The organism is uncultured Haliea sp. (assembly GCF_963973825.1).
GTDB lineage: Bacteria > Pseudomonadota > Gammaproteobacteria > Pseudomonadales > Halieaceae > Haliea.
Genome location: NZ_CAXBAE010000009.1, coordinates 60,392 through 76,920 on the forward strand (window position 1 = coordinate 60,392; position 16,529 = coordinate 76,920).

The 16,529-nt window shown below is 63.6% G+C and carries 12 protein-coding genes and 1 tRNA gene; 2 read left to right on the forward strand and 11 right to left on the reverse strand.

The features are described 5' to 3' along the window. Positions 1-233 precede the first annotated feature (233 nt). The 6 genes from rplI to rnr form a co-directional block, all read right to left on the reverse strand. Entirely contained in the window at positions 234-683 is a 450-nt protein-coding gene (gene rplI, locus AACZ17_RS11635; RefSeq protein WP_290746358.1) for a 50S ribosomal protein L9, read from the reverse strand. Positions 684-729: 46 nt separating this feature from the next. After that, positions 730-1,638 carry a hypothetical protein gene (locus AACZ17_RS11640; protein WP_290746361.1) on the reverse strand — a complete coding sequence of 303 codons (909 nt, stop codon included), beginning with the start codon at positions 1,636-1,638 and terminating at the stop codon, positions 730-732. Positions 1,639-1,692: 54 nt separating this feature from the next. Continuing rightward, entirely contained in the window at positions 1,693-1,920 is a 228-nt protein-coding gene (rpsR, locus tag AACZ17_RS11645; protein WP_290746364.1) for a 30S ribosomal protein S18, read from the reverse strand. Positions 1,921-1,969: 49 nt separating this feature from the next. After that, the gene (rpsF, locus tag AACZ17_RS11650) at positions 1,970-2,407 is read right to left on the reverse strand and encodes a 30S ribosomal protein S6 (RefSeq protein ID WP_290746368.1); all 438 of its coding nucleotides are present in this window, start codon (positions 2,405-2,407) and stop codon (positions 1,970-1,972) included. A gap of 123 nt (positions 2,408-2,530) precedes the next feature. After that, positions 2,531-3,295 (reverse strand): 23S rRNA (guanosine(2251)-2'-O)-methyltransferase RlmB, encoded by a 765-nt coding sequence (gene rlmB / locus AACZ17_RS11655; RefSeq protein ID WP_290746377.1) that lies wholly within the window; start codon positions 3,293-3,295, stop codon positions 2,531-2,533. A gap of 6 nt (positions 3,296-3,301) precedes the next feature. After that, the gene (rnr, locus tag AACZ17_RS11660; protein WP_290746380.1) at positions 3,302-5,713 is read right to left on the reverse strand and encodes a ribonuclease R; all 2,412 of its coding nucleotides are present in this window, start codon (positions 5,711-5,713) and stop codon (positions 3,302-3,304) included. A gap of 132 nt (positions 5,714-5,845) precedes the next feature. On the opposite strand from rnr, the gene AACZ17_RS11665 reads away from it, so the two are divergent. Further along, positions 5,846-5,932 (forward strand) — tRNA-Leu (locus AACZ17_RS11665). Positions 5,933-6,012: 80 nt separating this feature from the next. On the opposite strand, the gene solA is transcribed toward AACZ17_RS11665, so the two are convergent. Next, the gene (gene solA / locus AACZ17_RS11670; protein WP_290746383.1) at positions 6,013-7,104 is read right to left on the reverse strand and encodes an N-methyl-L-tryptophan oxidase; all 1,092 of its coding nucleotides are present in this window, start codon (positions 7,102-7,104) and stop codon (positions 6,013-6,015) included. Positions 7,105-7,334: 230 nt separating this feature from the next. On the opposite strand from solA, the gene AACZ17_RS11675 reads away from it, so the two are divergent. Then, a complete protein-coding gene (locus tag AACZ17_RS11675; protein ID WP_290746385.1) occupies positions 7,335-9,680 on the forward strand; it encodes a membrane-bound PQQ-dependent dehydrogenase, glucose/quinate/shikimate family in 2,346 nt (781 codons plus the stop codon). A gap of 224 nt (positions 9,681-9,904) precedes the next feature. On the opposite strand, the gene AACZ17_RS11680 is transcribed toward AACZ17_RS11675, so the two are convergent. The 4 genes from AACZ17_RS11680 to AACZ17_RS11695 are packed head-to-tail and all read right to left on the reverse strand — an operon-like array spanning position 9,905 to position 16,408. After that, the gene (locus AACZ17_RS11680; RefSeq protein ID WP_290746387.1) at positions 9,905-10,636 is read right to left on the reverse strand and encodes a MauE/DoxX family redox-associated membrane protein; all 732 of its coding nucleotides are present in this window, start codon (positions 10,634-10,636) and stop codon (positions 9,905-9,907) included. 53 nt (positions 10,637-10,689) lie between these two features. Then, a complete protein-coding gene (locus AACZ17_RS11685; protein ID WP_290746390.1) occupies positions 10,690-13,827 on the reverse strand; it encodes an efflux RND transporter permease subunit in 3,138 nt (1,045 codons plus the stop codon). Beyond that, positions 13,824-15,086: an efflux RND transporter periplasmic adaptor subunit gene (locus tag AACZ17_RS11690; RefSeq protein WP_290746392.1), complete on the reverse strand. Its 1,263-nt coding sequence runs from the start codon at positions 15,084-15,086 to the stop codon at positions 13,824-13,826. The genes AACZ17_RS11685 and AACZ17_RS11690 overlap by 4 nt, the downstream gene beginning before the upstream one ends. After that, on the reverse strand, positions 15,083-16,408 hold the full coding sequence (locus AACZ17_RS11695) for a TolC family protein (protein WP_290746394.1): 1,326 nt from the start codon (positions 16,406-16,408) through the stop codon (positions 15,083-15,085). Before AACZ17_RS11695 ends, AACZ17_RS11690 begins: the two co-directional genes overlap by 4 nt. Positions 16,409-16,529 lie beyond the last annotated feature (121 nt).

A 16,529-nucleotide genomic window follows, 5' to 3' on the forward strand; every position in this document is an offset into this window, starting at 1 on the left:
GGCTTGGACATAACAAGGGACTGCGGCCAACGCGGCCGCACAGATTAGCGGATTTTTACCCGCAAGGTAAACCGTGCCCCCGGGTTTCGTACGGGACGCGCAGTCCGGGACGCGCAGTCCGGGGCGCGTCGTCCGCGACGGGCAGCCCGGGCACACATGCTCCCGGCACGCATCAGCCCGTGCGCGGCGTTACGGCGGGATACGCCCCGGCCGGAGCCGAGCCCGCTGGCTGCTTACTCGGCGACAACCGCGATGACAACGGTGGCGGTGACGTCACCGTGCACCTGGATATCCACCTCGAACTCGCCCAGCTCACGCAGCGGGCCCTGGGGCAGACGCACTTCGGACTTGTCGATGTCGCAGCCGGCTGCTGTGACGGCCTCGGCGATGTCACGGGTGCCGACCGAACCGAACAGCTTGCCTTCCTCACCCGCGTTGGCGCCAATGGTGACCGGCTGCAGGGCGTTGATCGCCTCTGCGCGCTGCTCGGCCGCGGCCAGTGCTGCTGCAGCGGCGGCTTCGAGTTCCGCGCGACGGGCTTCGAACTCGGCGATATTGCTGCGCGTTGCAGGCACGGCCTTGCCCTGGGGTACCAGGTAGTTGCGGCCATAGCCGGCCTTCACATCTACCTTGTCCCCCAGGCCACCCAGGTTGCCGATGTTTTCCAGCAGAATGACTTCCATTTTGACTTCCTCTTTTCGGGAGCCAGGCCCCCTTACGTGTAAATACTCAGTGCCGGTTATCGCGATCGTCTTCGTCGCGCCGACTCACCTCTTTTCCGGCCGCTGCTGCCGCCCAGCGCTGGCGGAACCCCCACCAGCTGTCTACCACCGCCAACAGCACCACCATCAGCTTGACCAGATCGACCAACAGCCAGCCCACATATAACGCAGTAAGCAAGCCGCCACCTCGCCCCCGCTCGGCGACCCGCGCATGCGCCAAGGCCAGGCCAGCGGCCGTCAGCGGTACCGCGCACACCGCTGCCCAGGGCCGAAACTCGGCACCCAGGGCGACCAGGGCTGCGGCCACAACCACCAGCAGTGTACTGACCACCGGTGGGTAGTACAGCGCACGGAACTCGCTGCCAAAGCCGCCCGGGTTATACAGGGCCGCCTGCCACCAGCGAGCCAGCAGCAGGCACAACACGCTGAGCATGGCATTCGCCGCACCCAGCATACCGGCCACCTGCGTTGCTGTGGGCCGTGGCAGGGTGACAGCTGCGCTTTCCGCCGCCATCTGCTGCTCCAGTCCCGCCAGAAACTGGTCGAAGAAGACCAACATCTGCGCCAGCAACTCGCCGCCAAACACCGCGATAGCCAGCCCTGTCAGCAGCCCCACCGGCACACTGGCCAGCAGTGCCAGCGGCAAACTTACGGTGACCCGCAGCACCAGCGCCAGGGCCGTGGTACCCAGCAAGAGGGCAAACGGGCCGCTGTCGCCGAACACCACCATCAATACGGCTGCCGGCAATACCGCCCACAACAGCAGCCAGAGACCCTGCCCCGGCCCGCGGCGCAGCGCCACCAGCGCAATGGCTGCGGCGCTGATCCAGCAAAACAGCAGGCTGCCGGAACCGGCAACGGCCACCAGCAATGCCTGCAGGCGGCCGCGCATGATGAAACTGGCCAGGCCTTTCAATCTGGGCCTCCCGTGACCGGATGACCGCTGGCGGTCATCACCCTGGGGACTTCCTTACTTGTGGGAATCCGAATAGGGCAACAGCGCCAGAAAACGCGCACGCTTGACGGCGGTAGACAGCTGACGCTGGTACCGGGCCTTGGTGCCCGTAATGCGGCTGGGAACAATCTTGCCGGTTTCGGAAATGTACGCCTTCAGGGTTTCCAGATCCTTGTAGTCGATTTCCTTCGTGCCTTCGGCAGTGAAGCGACAGAACTTACGGCGACGGAAAAAACGTGCCATGGTGCTACTCCTCGTAAACTATGCTAGTCGTTACAACGTGACAGTCAGCTTATTCGCCGGACTCGTCATCGCCCTTGTCAGCCGAATCATCGCTGCTGCTGCGCGCACTGCGCTCGGCATCAGCTGACTGGCGCTCTTCGTAACGGGTTTTGCGCTCGCGGCTTTCCTTTTCGGCCTTCATGATGAATGACTCATCAGTGATGGCTTCGTCGCGGCGAATCACCAGGTTACGCAGCACGGCATCGTTGTAACGGAATGTCGTAGTGAGTTCTTCCATCGCTTCGTTGGACGCTTCAACATTCATCAGCACGTAGTGTGCCTTGTGAATCTTGTTGATAGGGTAGGCCAACTGGCGGCGGCCCCAGTCTTCCAGACGGTGCACACTGCCGCCGTCCTTCTGGATGGTGTTGGAGTAGCGCTCGATCATGCCGGGCACTTGTTCGGACTGGTCCGGGTGGACCATAAAAACAACTTCGTAATGACGCATGGTGGCTCCTTACGGGTTAATGCTACCCGCCGCAGCGGTGTAGCAAGGAGAATCGGCTGCCAAAACAGCCGGGCAAAATTCAGGCCGCGGATTGTATAGACATTGTTTGCCTACCGCAAGCGCTCAGGAAGCCCCCGCGCCGCGGCGCTGGCGCACCACCTCGAACAGGCAGATACCGGTCGCCACCGAGACGTTGAGGCTGCTCACGGTCCCCGTCATCGGCAGCTTGATCAGGTAATCGCACAGCTCCCGGGTCAGGCGGCGCATGCCATCGCCCTCGGCGCCCATGACCAGGGCCACGGAGCCCCGCAGGTCCGTTTCGTAGAGCGTGGCCTCCGCCTCTCCGGCGGTACCGTAGATCCATACACCGCGCGCCTTCAGGGCCTCCAGTGTGCGGGCAATATTGGTCACGCGGGCAAACGGCACCACTTCCGCGGCGCCGCAGGCCACCTTGCTGACCGTCGGGCCGAGGTCGGCGGACTTGTCCTTCGGCACAATCACCGCATCCACCCCGGCGGCATCGGCGCTGCGCAGACAGGCACCCAGATTGTGCGGGTCTGTCACCCCGTCCAGCACCAGCAGGAGCACGGGGTGGGGACTGTCATCCACCCGCTGCAGCAGCGCCACTTCATCCAGCAGGTTGTCACCCGCCGTCTCGGCCGCCGTCGGCGCGAGGGTTGCGACAGCGCCCTGGTGACGGCCAGCCACCCGCTGATCCAGCACCGCACGGGGTTCGCGCACCACAGCAACCCCCTGGTTGCGCGCCAGGGTCTCCAGCGCGGCAATGCGCTTGTCCGAGCGGCCCTGCTGTAACGCGAGCTCGCGGATTGACTCGGGCTTGCGCCGCAGCAGACCGTCTACGGCGTGAATGCCGAACAGATACTGCATGGCTGATCAGCGCCTGCGGCGCCGGGATTTGCCCGCGGGCCTGGCGCTGCCATCGGCAGCACCCTTGCCGCTGCCTGCCTTCGACTTGGCAGCCGCCCTGGGCTTTGCATCACCGGCTTTTTTGCGCGCCGCGCCGGCAGACGGCGTCGTGGCCTCCCCCTTGCGCTTGCGCGATTTACCGGCCTTGCTCTTGGTGGCCGAGGGCGCGTCGATCAGTTCCAGATCAATCTTCTTGTCATCGAGGTCCACCCGCGCCACCTGCACCCGCACCCGGCCGCCAAGCCGATAGCTGCGACCACTGCGCTCTCCCACCAGTCGCTGCTTGGCGGCATCGAAACTGTAGTAGTCGCCGGGCAGCGCGCTGATATGCACCAGGCCTTCTATATAGATCGGCTGCAGTTCGACAAACAGCCCAAACGAGGTGACTGCGGCAATGACGCCATCGAACTCGTCGCCGACATGCTCCTGCAGGAACTCACATTTGAGCCAGGATTCCACATCACGGGTGGCATCGTCCGCACGCCGCTCGGTCATGGAACAGTGCAGGCCCTGGGCGACCATATCGCGCTCGGTATACGGGAAAATGGCCTCGCGCGCAATTTCCGGCGCACCGCGCTGGCGCTGCACGGTTTTGGTGCGCACCTTGGAGCGGATAATATGGCGGATGCCCCGGTGCACCAGCAGGTCGGCATAACGCCGTATGGGTGAGGTGAAGTGCGCATAGGCGGGGTAATGCAGGCCGAAGTGGCCTTCGTTCTCCGGCGTGTAGACAGCCTGACGCAGGGAGCGCAGCAGCATGGTCTGGATCACGTTGACGTCATCGCGCCCCTGCACTGCGTCGAGCAACTCACCGTAGTGCGCCGGCGTGGGCTTCTCACCACCGCGCAGTTCCAGCCCCAGTTCGCCGAGAAAGGCGCGCAGGTTCTCCAGTTTTTCCGGCGTGGGGCCTTCATGCACACGGTACAGCACCGGGAGCTTGTGTTCCTCGTAAAACCGGGCTGCCGCCACGTTGGCGCAGAGCATGCACTCCTCGATCAGCTTGTGGGCATCGTTGCGCACGACCGGCACAATGGCGTCGATCTTGCGCTGCTCGTTGAACAGAATGCGGGTCTCCGTGGTTTCGAAATCAATGGCCCCGCGCACATCCCGCGCCTTGCGCAGCACCTTGTACAGAGACTGCAGGCGCTTCAGATCCTTGAGCCGCGCCTTGTCGATCTGCGGGTGGCTACCGGCCTCCAGCGCTTCGCCGACCTGGGTGTAGGTGAGCCGCGCCTGCGAGTGGATAACCGCCTCGAAAAAGCGATAGCCGGTCAGTTTGCCGGCGCCGCTCAGTTCCATTTCACACACCATGGCGAGCCGGTCGACCTGTGGCTTCAGCGAGCACAGGCCGTTGGACAGCGCCTCCGGCAACATGGGCACCACCTGCTCCGGGAAATACACCGAGTTGCCGCGCAAGGCCGCCTCTTCGTCCAGTGCAGACCCCGGGCGCACATAATGCGATACATCGGCAATGGCCACCCAGAGGCGCCAGCCGCGCAAGCGCTTCTCGCAGTACACCGCATCGTCGAAGTCGCGGGCATCTTCACCGTCGATGGTGACGAAGCCCAGGTCGCGCAAATCGGCGCGATGCTTCTTGTCCTCTTCCCGTGGCTCCTCCTCCAGTGAGCCCGCCTCACGCAGCACGGCCTCCGGCCACTCGTGGGGAATGCCGTGGGAGCGGATGGCGACATCGATTTCCAGCCCCGGGTCCAGGTGGTCGCCGAGTACCTCGACGACCTGCCCCTTGGCACCCAGGTTGCGGGTGGGGTAGTCGGTAATCTCCGCGGTCACGATCTGACCCGACTTCGCACCCCCCTTGAGCTTCGGTGGAATCAGAATGCGATGATTGACGCGGCTGTTGTCCGGCACCACAAAACCGATACCGCTCTCTTCTTCGTAGCGGCCGACAATGCGCGAGGTGCCGCGATGCAACACCTCCACCACCCGTCCTTCCGGGCGCCCGCGGCGATCCAGCCCGATAATGCCCACCAGCACTTCATCGCCATCGAACACAAACTGCATCTGGCGGGAACTGAGGTAGACGTCATCGCCTTCGTCCAGCGGCACGGCAAAGCCATAGCCGTCACGGTGTCCCTGCACACGGCAGCGCAGCAGGTTCAGCTTGTCCACCAGGCCGTAGGCACCGCGGCGATTGACCATCAGCTGTCCATCGCGCTCCATGGCGCGGAGCCGCTTGCGCAGGGCTTCCACCTGCTCTTCTTCATGCAGGTCGAGTTCACGGGCGATGTGCGCATGGCTGAGCGGTTTATCCGCTGCTGTGAGCAGGTCGAGTATGACTTCGCGGCTGGGGATGGGGTTGTCGTAGCGTGCGGCTTCGCGCTCGGCGTGGGGGTCGGCAATCTTGCCTTTTTTGGCCATAGGTAAAGGGGCTTCCTGTCGTATTTTGACGTTGTCTGAATTTTAATTGGCAACAGTATACGCGAGGATTGACAAAGCTGCTGCGGAAAAGTAAAGTGCGCGCCCTCGGGTAATCCACCGCGATTGCACGATGCCCAGGTGGTGAAATTGGTAGACACGCTAGCTTCAGGTGCTAGTGCTCGAAAGGGCGTGGAGGTTCAAGTCCTCTCCTGGGCACCATCTTCCCGAACACGACGGTTCAGAACATCCCCGCAGTAGCGCGCCGCCCGACACCCTTCAGGTGCACGCGCGGCCCCGATTTATGGCTGCTGGAAACGTGACAATCCCAGAAACGCGCAGTCCGCAGCGGGGGTCTCTCCGGTTGCCAGGTCCACGAGCGTTTCGCCCAATACCGACGCAAACTTGAAGCCGTGGCCCGACAGGCCAGCGGCAAACGCCACATTGCGCCTGCCCGGGTAACGATCAACGATAAAGTGTTCGTCCGGCGTGCGCGTGTAGAAGCAGGTCTGATGATGCAGACGCTCATCCAGGACGCCGGGCAGATGCTCGCGAACGAACGCCTCGATCCGCTGGCTATCCAGTGCGCTCGGCTCACGGCTTGCGCTGAGGGGGTCGCTCACAGGCTCCCCGCCGGTGTGCTCGGCTACCTTCAAACGCCCGCCTGCTGCGGGGAAGCCATAGAACTGGCCCTGCGGGAGGTCGAAGAAGAAGCCGCTCTGATAGCGGCTGTCTTCGCAGCGGAACCAGTGCAGATGCTTGCGATGCACCGTCAGTGGCAGCGCGAGTGACTGCAGCAATCGGGCGCTCCAGGCCCCGCCGGCGACGACCAGTGCACCGGCACTGTAACGACCGCATTCGGTGACCACCTCCACCCCCGAGTCAACGGCCAGCCAGTCAACCACGGCCTCTCCCCAGCGATGCTCGGCGCCCGCCGCAACAGCCTGATCGAGATGGGCAAGCACGCACTGTTCCACCGGCAGCCAACCTGCATCGGCTTCGAAGAGCGCTGTAAAACCGGCTGGCGCCCTGAAATGGGGCAACGCATTCTCCGCAAGCAGATCCACGCCCAGATCGTGTTGCCGCGCCGACGCCAGTACGCCGTCAATGATCTGGCCACCGGTCGGACCGAAATACACCACCCCACTGCGCACCAGCAAGCTGGGATCCAACTGGTCCCACAACGCATAGCTGCGCTTGAGCATGGGCACATAGCTGGGGTGCTCGAAATACGACTGACGAATAATACGCGACTCGCCGTGCGAACTGCCGCGGTCGTGTGCGGGCGGAAAACGGTCCAACCCGAGACATCGCAGCCCCCGCCGCGCGGCGTGATACAGCGCAGCGCTGCCCACACCACCGGTGCCCAGGACAATAAGGTCGTAGTGATGCAAATGCCACCTCCAAACTGTGCAGCTTTGCGAAAAACCGGGTTGAATACGACCTGGTTTTCGGCAACGTAACAACCAGGACGGACAAGCGCCGGGGCGTGTACGCGTACCGGCACCAGACACACGTCCCCGTGAATTATCGCTTATGTTCACGCCGTTGTGGCCGCCTGTATGACAATGACGTCTGCGCGCAGTTGAGAATAAACAAATTCGTCGATCATGGAGGTGGCGGGATGACCAAACTTTTTGCGGCGCTTTTGGGGGCCTTCGGCCTGCTGATGCTCGTGCCAGGCATATGGCTCGCCGGTCTCGGAGGTTCACCGTATTACGCGATTGCAGGTGCGGGACTGTTGTGTTCTGCACTCCTGTATTGGCGAGGAAGCCCCACGGGCATCTGGCTGTTTGCCGGAATCTACGCTGGAACCTGTATCTGGGCTGTGTGGGAAGCAGGAACAGAGGTTTGGCCTCTGGTCCCCCGCATCGTTGCACTGTCGGTGCTTGGGGTGCTCGCGGCCATTGTTGCTCCATCACTGCTTGACGGCCGCGGCGGGCGCAGCTCATTCGCCGTAGCCGGCGCACTGACATTGACCGTAGTCGCTTTTTTCTGGGCCATGGCGACGCCACAGGGCGTCATTGTCAACGCGCCGTCGGCAGCAGTGGCGAACGCGTCGACGCTTCCGGCGGACAAAAGCACAGACTGGAAACACTATGGCCGAACACCCAGCGGAACTCGCTTCACCACCGCCGGTGAAATTACACCCGGAAACGTACATCAACTGGGGGTCGCCTGGACTTTTCAGTACGGCGATGCGCCCGCCGGCACCGGACAGGACCAGAACACACCACTCTACGTTGACGGCCTGGTGTACCACTGCTCACCCAACAATATCGTCAGCGCGGTTGACGCGATTAGCGGCACGCAAATCTGGCGCTTCGACCCCCAAGCCAGTTCACCATTATGGCAGCGCTGCCGGGGTGTCACCTACTATGAACCAACTCCGTTGAACGTTGCTGAGACGGCCTCCGAACCGACCCGGGAAAGTGCGTGTGCACGCCGCATCGTTCTGAGCTCCATCGATGCGCGCCTGATTCAACTGGATGCAAAGACCGGGGAACTGTGCACAAGCTTTGGCAACGGGGGCACGGTCGACCTCACTCGCAACATGGGTGACGTGAAAGCCGGCTACTACTTCCCGACTGCTGCTCCCACCGTCATGGGCGACCAGATCATCATCGGCGGCTGGGTTTGGGACGGCATGGCGCTGGATGAACCCTCCGGCGTCGTGAGGGCATTCGACGGGCGCAGCGGTGAAGTCGTCTGGGCCTGGGACATAGGCAATCCCGACATTGAATCCCTGCCGCCAGAGGGAACGACCTATACCCCCGGCACGCCCAACGTGTGGACAACCCCGGCGTTCGACGAGGCATTGGGGCTGGTTTACCTGCCCACAGGGAACGCACAACCGGATTTCTATGGCAGCGCGCGCATCAACGCGGCACACGACTGGAACTCATCAGTGGTTGCGATCGACGTACGCTCCGGCAAGGTTGCGTGGAGCTTCCAGACGACCTACCGCGATATATGGGACTATGATCTCGCCTCGCAACCAATGCTCTACGACGTAGACGACGGCCGTGGAGGAACGATTCCTGCCCTGGTGCAACTGACCAAGCGTGGGCAGATTTTCATGCTCGATCGTCGCGACGGCACGCCGATCGCCAGAGTTGAAGATATTCCCGTGCCTACCGATGGCGGTGTGGAACCCGACTTCATGTCACCGGTTCAGCCCTATTCCGTGGAGATGCCGGTCATCGGTGCTGAAGCGCTTACTGAGGCGCGCATGTGGGGTGCCACTCCGCTGGACCAGCTCTACTGCCGCATCCGTTTCCGTCAGGCCCTTTACAAGGGCGACTTCACGCCCATGTCGGAACAGGGCACGCTAATCTGGCCGGGCTACTTCGGCGGCATGAACTGGGGGACGGGGACGATAGACGAGACCCGTGGTCTGTTGATCGTCAACGACACCCGCATTGCACACCTTCTACAACTGCTTCCACGCGAAGTTGCCGACAGCCTCGGGGTGGAGGTGGTTGGACCACACGACGGCCTTGCACCGCAGGATGGCGCACCCTTCGCGGCAATGCGTTCCAACTTCTTTTCGTTTGTCGGTGTACCCTGCCAAGAGCCGCCCTACGGCACCATAACCGCCATTGACCTGAACCAGCGCTCAATACTCTGGCAGCGCCCGGTGGGGACTATTGAGGAAACCGGGCCGTTCGGTATACGTACCGGTTGGCGAATGCCTGTGGGCATGCCGCTGGTGGGCGGCCCCATATCCACCGCGAGTGGCCTCACCTTCTATTCGGGAACGCAGGACTACTATCTGCGCGCATTTTCGTCGGTCGACGGCGAAGAGCTCTGGCGGGGGGCACTGCCCGTAGGGTCGCAATCTACTCCCATGAGCTATATTGGGCCGGATGACAAACAGTACGTGGTCGTCGCGGTCGGCGGTCTGAATGACGCCATGGGGCGTGGTGACTACCTGATCGCCTTCAGGTTGCCAGACGATCCCGCTTGATTGCATTCACATAGCCCCACGGTGTCATAACCCTGGTCATCCAGGTTTGGCTGACGGTCCACCACGGCATCGTTGCAAACACCGGCCCAGAAGTTGTAGTGGGTGATCCAGAAACCGCGAATCTGCACGTCGTCGATGTATACAGGCTCCCGCGGTGAAATCGAACCCGGCGTGTGAATCGGTTCAAGAAACTGGGCCACGGGCAGGTACCGGGTTGCGAGGGCTTAGGCGGCTGTGAGCATCCAGCCCCCCGCCAGAATCATGATCAGATTCTCAGTGAGGGAAACAAACCCCAGCGGCACCTGGCTGTCGCCACCCACACAGGCGCACTTCAGTTCACGCCGGTCGATATACACGGCCTTGAACACCGAGACCGCCCCGACAGAGCCGATAAAGAGCGCAACCGGTGCGAATGCCCAGGGCGCTGCGCCGGCCAGCATGCCGATACCCGCGTAGGCCTCCGCGAAGGGGTAGACATAGGCGTAGCGTACGTGGCGCATGGCGAGCAGGTCGTAGGTCACGAACTGGTTGGAAAAGGCCGTAAGGTCCTGCAGTTTCTGGATCGCCAGCACCACCATGCTCAAGCCGATGAACGTCGACACCGCAGCCGACAGGTTCAGCGCGCCACCGCTCCAGGCCAGCGCCAGGGCAGCCAGCGCGGAGGCCCCGAAGATGGCGATGACGGGCTTGTAGGTGGTGCCGGAATCGCCCTCCTGGTCAAGGCCCAAGTGCGCCCGCAGCGCCTCGTAACCCCCGATCTGCTCACCCTCGATAAACACCTGGGGCGTGGTGTCCACGCCGTGCTCGCGCTTGAAGATATCGGCTTCCTGTCGCGAGCTGAGCACGCGATCGTCCAGCGCGAAGCCCTCGCGCCGGAGCAGGTCCCGCGATTTCAGCCCGAAGGGACAGATGTGCTCCGCCGTTTCCATGCGGTATAGCGTTGCCTGTTTTGTCATGAGCGACCTCCTCTCGCTTGCTGCGTTGTTGAACAGTGTAGACGCTGCACGCCTCACTCGCCCCCTGTGCCCTCAGCGCGGTGCGGCAGGCCCCGGCGCCGCCAGAGCAGATACACCGTCGGCAATACCAACAGCGTCAGCACCACGGCACTCGCCATGCCCCCCACCAGCGGCGCTGCGATACGCTGCATGATTTCCGTGCCCGTGCCGCTGCCCAACATGATGGGCAGCAGGCCGAGTATGATGGTCGCCGAGGTCATCATCACCGGGCGAATACGCCGCCCGGCGCCGCTGAGCACCGCCTCAACAAGCTGTGTCGACGTCGGCTGCCCGCCGCTGTCCTGCAGCAGGCGGCGCCAGGCCTGGTCGAGATACACCAGCATGATGACGCCGATCTCCACAGCCACACCGGCGAGGGCGATAAATCCAACGCCGACCGCCACCGAAAAGTTGTAGCCCAGCAGATACATGAGCCAGATGCTGCCCACCAGCGCCAGCGGCAGCGTGCCCAGAATCATCACGACCTCCGCCACGCTGCGAAAGTTCAGGTACAGCAGCACCACGATGATGCCCAGGGTCAGTGGCACGACATAGGTGAGTTTTGCCTTGGCGCGCAGCATGTACTCATATTGGCCGGACCAGGTGATCGAGTACCCCGGCGGCAGCTCAACCCGCTCGGCAACCACACCCCGCGCCCGCTCGACATAGCTACCCACATCCACGCCCTCGATGTCCACAAAGGTCCAACCGTTGAGCCGAGCATTTTCGCTCTTGATCGCCGGCGGCCCCTCCTCGATGTACACCTTCGCCACGTCCCCCAGCGCGATGTGCTGGCCACCCGGAGTGACGATCGGCAGCAGCGCCAGCTGCTCCGGTGAGTCGCGATAGTCCTCGGGGTAGCGCAGGTTCACCGGGTAGCGCTCGAGACCCTCGATGGTTTGCGTCACGTTGGCACCACCGATGGCCGTGGCCACTACCTGCTGCACATCGGCGATGTTGAGGCCGTAGCGCGCCGCGCTGGCCCGCTGTATGTCTACCTTGATATAGCGCCCGCCGGCCACGCGCTCCGAATAGACCGACGCTGTACCGGGCACGTCCTGCAGCACCTGCTCCAGACGTTCGCCAATGCGCTCAATCTGCCGCAGGTCCGGCCCGGCGACCTTGATGCCCACCGGCGTCTTGATGCCGGTTGCCAGCATGTCGATGCGGGTCTTGATCGGCATTACCCAGGCATTGGTGAGCCCGGGCAGCTTCACCAGCGCGTCGAGTTCCTGTTTCAGCTTGTCCGTGGTCATCCCCTCGCGCCACATCGACTTCGGATGCAACTGCACAAAGGTTTCGATCATGGTGAGCGGGGCGGGGTCGGTGGCCGTCTCCGCCCGACCGATCTTGCCGAACACGCTCTTCACCTCGGGCACGGTGGCAATCAGCCGGTCGGTCTGCTGCAACAGCTCGCGAGCCTTGCCGATAGACAGCCCGGGGTAGGTGGTGGGCATGTACATCAGGTCGCCCTCGTCGAGATCGGGAATGAACTCACTGCCAATCTTGCCGGCGGGCCAGAAGCCCACCGCTGTCACCAGCGCGGCCAGGCACAGGGTCCTTGCCGGATACCGCAGCGCCACCTGCAGTACACGCAGGTAGCCTGCCGTGAGCAGGCGATTGATCGGGTTGCGATCCTCCGCAAGCACCTTGCCGCGAATGAAATAGCCCATCAGCACCGGCACCAGGGTGATGGCGAGGGCGGCACTCGCTGCCATGGCATAGGTTTTGGTGAAGGCCAGGGGCGCAAACATGCGCCCCTCCTGGGCCTCCAGGGTGAACACCGGCAAAAAGCTCACCGTGATAATCAGCAGGGTGAAGAACAACGCCGGCCCGACCTCCGCCGCAGAGTCCGCGACGATACGCCAGCGATTCTGCTCGGTGAGGGGGGTGCGCTCCATGTGCTTGTGCATGTTCTCGATCATGACAATGGCGCCGTCGATCATGGCGCCAATGGCGATGGCAATGCCGCCCAGCGACATGATATTGGCGTTCAGGCCCTGCCAGTGCATCACGCTGAAGGCCGCCAGAATGCCCACCGGCAGGCTGATAATGGCCACCAGCGACGAGCGCACATGGAACAGGAACGCCATGCATACCAGCGCCACCACCAGAAACTCCTCCAGCAGTTTGCGCCACAGGTTGTCCACGGCGCGCTCGATCAGTGCAGAGCGATCGTAGACGGTGACCACCTCCACACCCTCCGGCAACCCGGCCTGTAACTGCTCGAGGCGCGCCTTCACCTGCTCAATTGTCTGCCGCGCATTTTCGCCGTAACGCATGACGACAATGCCGCCGACCACTTCACCCTCGCCATTCAGCTCGGCGATGCCGCGGCGCATCTGCGGGCCGAGCTGGATATCCGCGATATCCCGCAGACGCAGCGGCGTCCCGTTGGCATCCAGGCCCAGCGGAATCTCGGCCAGATCCTCCACGCTGGCGATATACCCTGTGGCACGCACCATGTATTCCGCCTCGGCCATTTCCACCACCGATGCGCCGATTTCCTGATTGCCGCGCTGGATCGCCGTCTGTACCAGCGACAGGGGTATGCCATAGGCGCGCAGCTTCTCTGGGCTCACCCTCACCTGGTACTGCTTGACCATACCGCCGAGGGTGGCGACCTCGGCGACACCCGGCACGGTCTGCAGCTCGTACTTCAGGAACCAGTCCTGCAGGCTGCGCAGCTCGCTGATATCGTGCCGGCCACTGCGGTCAACCAGCGCGTACACATACACCCAGCCCACGCCTGTCGCATCCGGGCCAAGCTGCGGCCGGGCACCGTCCGGAAGCGTGGGCGCCACCTGTGACAGGTATTCCAGCACTCGCGAACGGGCCCAGTAGAGGTCGGTGTCCTCATCAAAGATCACGTACACATAGGAGTCACCGAAGAAGGAGAAGCCGCGCACGGTTTCCGCACCGGGCACCGCGAGCATGGCGGTGGTCAGCGGGTAGGTCACCTGGTCCTGCACCACCTGGGGCGCCTGTCCGGGATACCGGGTCTTGATGATGACCTGAACATCGGAGAGATCGGGAATGGCGTCCACCGGGGTATTTCTCAGTGACCAGGCGCCGGCAGCCACCAGCACCAGGGTCGACAGCAACACGAAGAAGCGGTTGTACACCGACCAGCGAATAATCGAGGCGATCATGGCGTGTGCCCCATGCTGTGCCCGCTGTGGTCGTGCATGTCATGACTGTCATCCGGCGCAGCTTGCATGCGCCGGAAATCCGACGTCTTGCTGGATTCAGAATCGATCAGGAACTGCGCCGACGTGACAATGCGGTCCCCCGCCTGCACACCGTCAAGAATTTCCGCCTGCTCCGAGCCCACGCGCCCGGGGGTCACGGCGACCGATTTGAAGCGCCCGTCCCCAAGCGCTAGCACGACGCGGGTCTGGGCGCCCGTACGAATCAGCGCCTCCCGGGGGACCAGCAGCGCCTGCTCTCCGGGATCACTGGCAATCTGCAGGCGCGCGAACATTCCGGGACGCAGTGCGCCATCCGGATTGGCGACGCGCACTCGCACCTGCAGGGTCCGTGTGCGCGGGTTCAGGGTGGGGTATACGTAATCGATCTCGCCCTGCCAATCACGGCCTGGCAGGTGGTCAAACTGCATGCGCACCGTGTCACCCGGTTGCACCTGCGAGGCCTGTCGCTCAAACACCTCACCAATCACCCACAGCTGCTCCAGCGATGCAATCGAGAGGGTCTCCATGCCCGGTTTGACATACATACCCTGGCGCACCTGCAGCGTCTCGACGACACCGCTCCGGGGCGCCTCTACCGTGATGGTACGGCTGACACGGCCACTTTCCCGCAGCGCACGGATGGCCGCAGCGGGCACCTGTAGCGCCTGCAAGCGCTCCGTTGCGGCGGCAATCAAGGCGGGATTGTCGCGCCGCCAGGCCAGCAGCAACTCCTCCTGTGCATTGACCAGCGTGGGCGAATACAGAGTGTAAAGCGCCTCCCCCTGCGTCACGGGCTCACCGGACGCGTGCACGAACAGCGCCTCAACCCAGCCTTCCACACGGGGGTGCACGTGCTGCAGGCGGTCTTCGTCAAACTGCACAAAGCCCACGGTTTCGATCCCGGCGGGAAGTCGCCCCAGGACCACGTCCGCGGTGCGCACACCCAGGTTGTTGACCACCTCGGGAGAGATGCGAACCGTGCCGGCCGTCATATCCGCGTTCGTGTCGGCGTACACCGGAATCAGGTCCATACCCATCGGTGACTTGCCCGGCGCATCGCGACGGTAATTGGGGTCCATGGGCGCTACCCAGTACAGGGGCTCGGGGTCGTCAGTGGTTACCTGCAATGTCGCGGATTCGCCGCCCCACCAGCGCAGGCCCGCAGCTCCAGCCATCACACCGAGTGTCGCCGCGGCGATCAGTTTCATCGTGACATTCATTGTGTTTCTCCCATCTGTTGTGCGGGCGCTTGCGCATGCCCGTATCCGGCGGCGACCGTCAGGTAGTGGATGCTTGCCATCAGTTGCTGTCGCTCCACGGCAATGGCCAGCGACGCCATGCGCGCATCGAGCTGTGCGATGCGCGCGCGGACTGCCTCGGCAAAATCTCCATCGTCGTTGTTGTAGGCGGCCAGCGCCGCCTCCGCCTGGTCAGCCATCTGCGGCAACAGGCGCGTCGCGTACAGATCGGCTCTTTCGTCAACCCGCTGCAGGCGTGCCAGCGCAGTCTCCAGTTCAGCCAGCAGCCGGCGCGCGAGTAGTTGACGCTCAGTGCGCAGTGCCTCAACGCGCGCCAGGGTGGCACTCACCTGTTGGTCCTGACGGTCATCGGTGAACAGCGGCAGGTCGAGAGTGACGCCGACACTGAACAGGTCGGCGCGGTCGCGCCCCATCGGGTCATCGTCCCGGTAACCATACTGTGCGCTGACACCCCAGGCGGGCCGGTAGCCCTGGCGAGCCAGTTCAACCTCGGTCGTGACGGCGTCGATACGTCTGTCGACCGCCCGTACCGCGGGATGGCGGACAATCCAGTCGCGGTACTGCTGCGAAGATGCCCGCAGCACGGCTGCACTGATGGAAGAGCTGTCGCGCGGGGGTGGAGCCAGCGGCAAGGTGGCGTCCGCGCCAATCCATTCAGCCAGCTGTCGCTGGGCGGCGTCGCGCCGCTGCTGCAGGCCCGTCAGCCAGTCCTCCAGCCGCGTCAACTCGAGCTGGGCCCGCACCAGGTCCTGTTGCCGTGTGCTGCCCAGCGCGGCTGAATAGCGCGTACCGGCAGCCTCCAGCAGTTGATCAAACAGGCCTCGACTCTGCTCGACAAGCCCTATCGTCTCCTGTGCCAGATAGGCCGTGAACCACAGCTGCGTCACCGTCCGCTGCACCTGGGCACTGCGCTCCTCACGCAGCAGGGGTTCCTGCTCCGCCAGCTGCGTTCTCTGCTGTCGGGACAGCGCCCGGCTGTCGCCGCGTGGGAACGCCTGGCTCACCCCCACGGTAAACTGCGTCATTGCCTCCTGGTTGACGTCGAAGGTGTCCAGCGGCAGGTTCCCAGCGGCGATGTTCAGCTTCGGGTCCGGCAGGCTGCCCGCGGCGGTAGCCTCACTGAGCAGGGCCTCCTCGCGGTACTGGCTGCCCACCAGCCAGGGGTCTGCAGCTACCGCCAGCCGCAGTGCATCCCCCAGCGCCAGCGCCGCTGGCGCCGACTCGGCAAGCGCTGGCAAGCAGAGCCAGAGCACGCTCCACCAGGCCCTGTGCAATCTATTCATGGTGTCTCCTCCACGTTCTCACAGTTGTTCACGCCGCCGGTCCGTGCAAGGTATCGGGCAGGCTATGGACGGCGCCGCATGCCGCGGCGTATTACTGGGCAAACGGACCAGGGACAGCAGC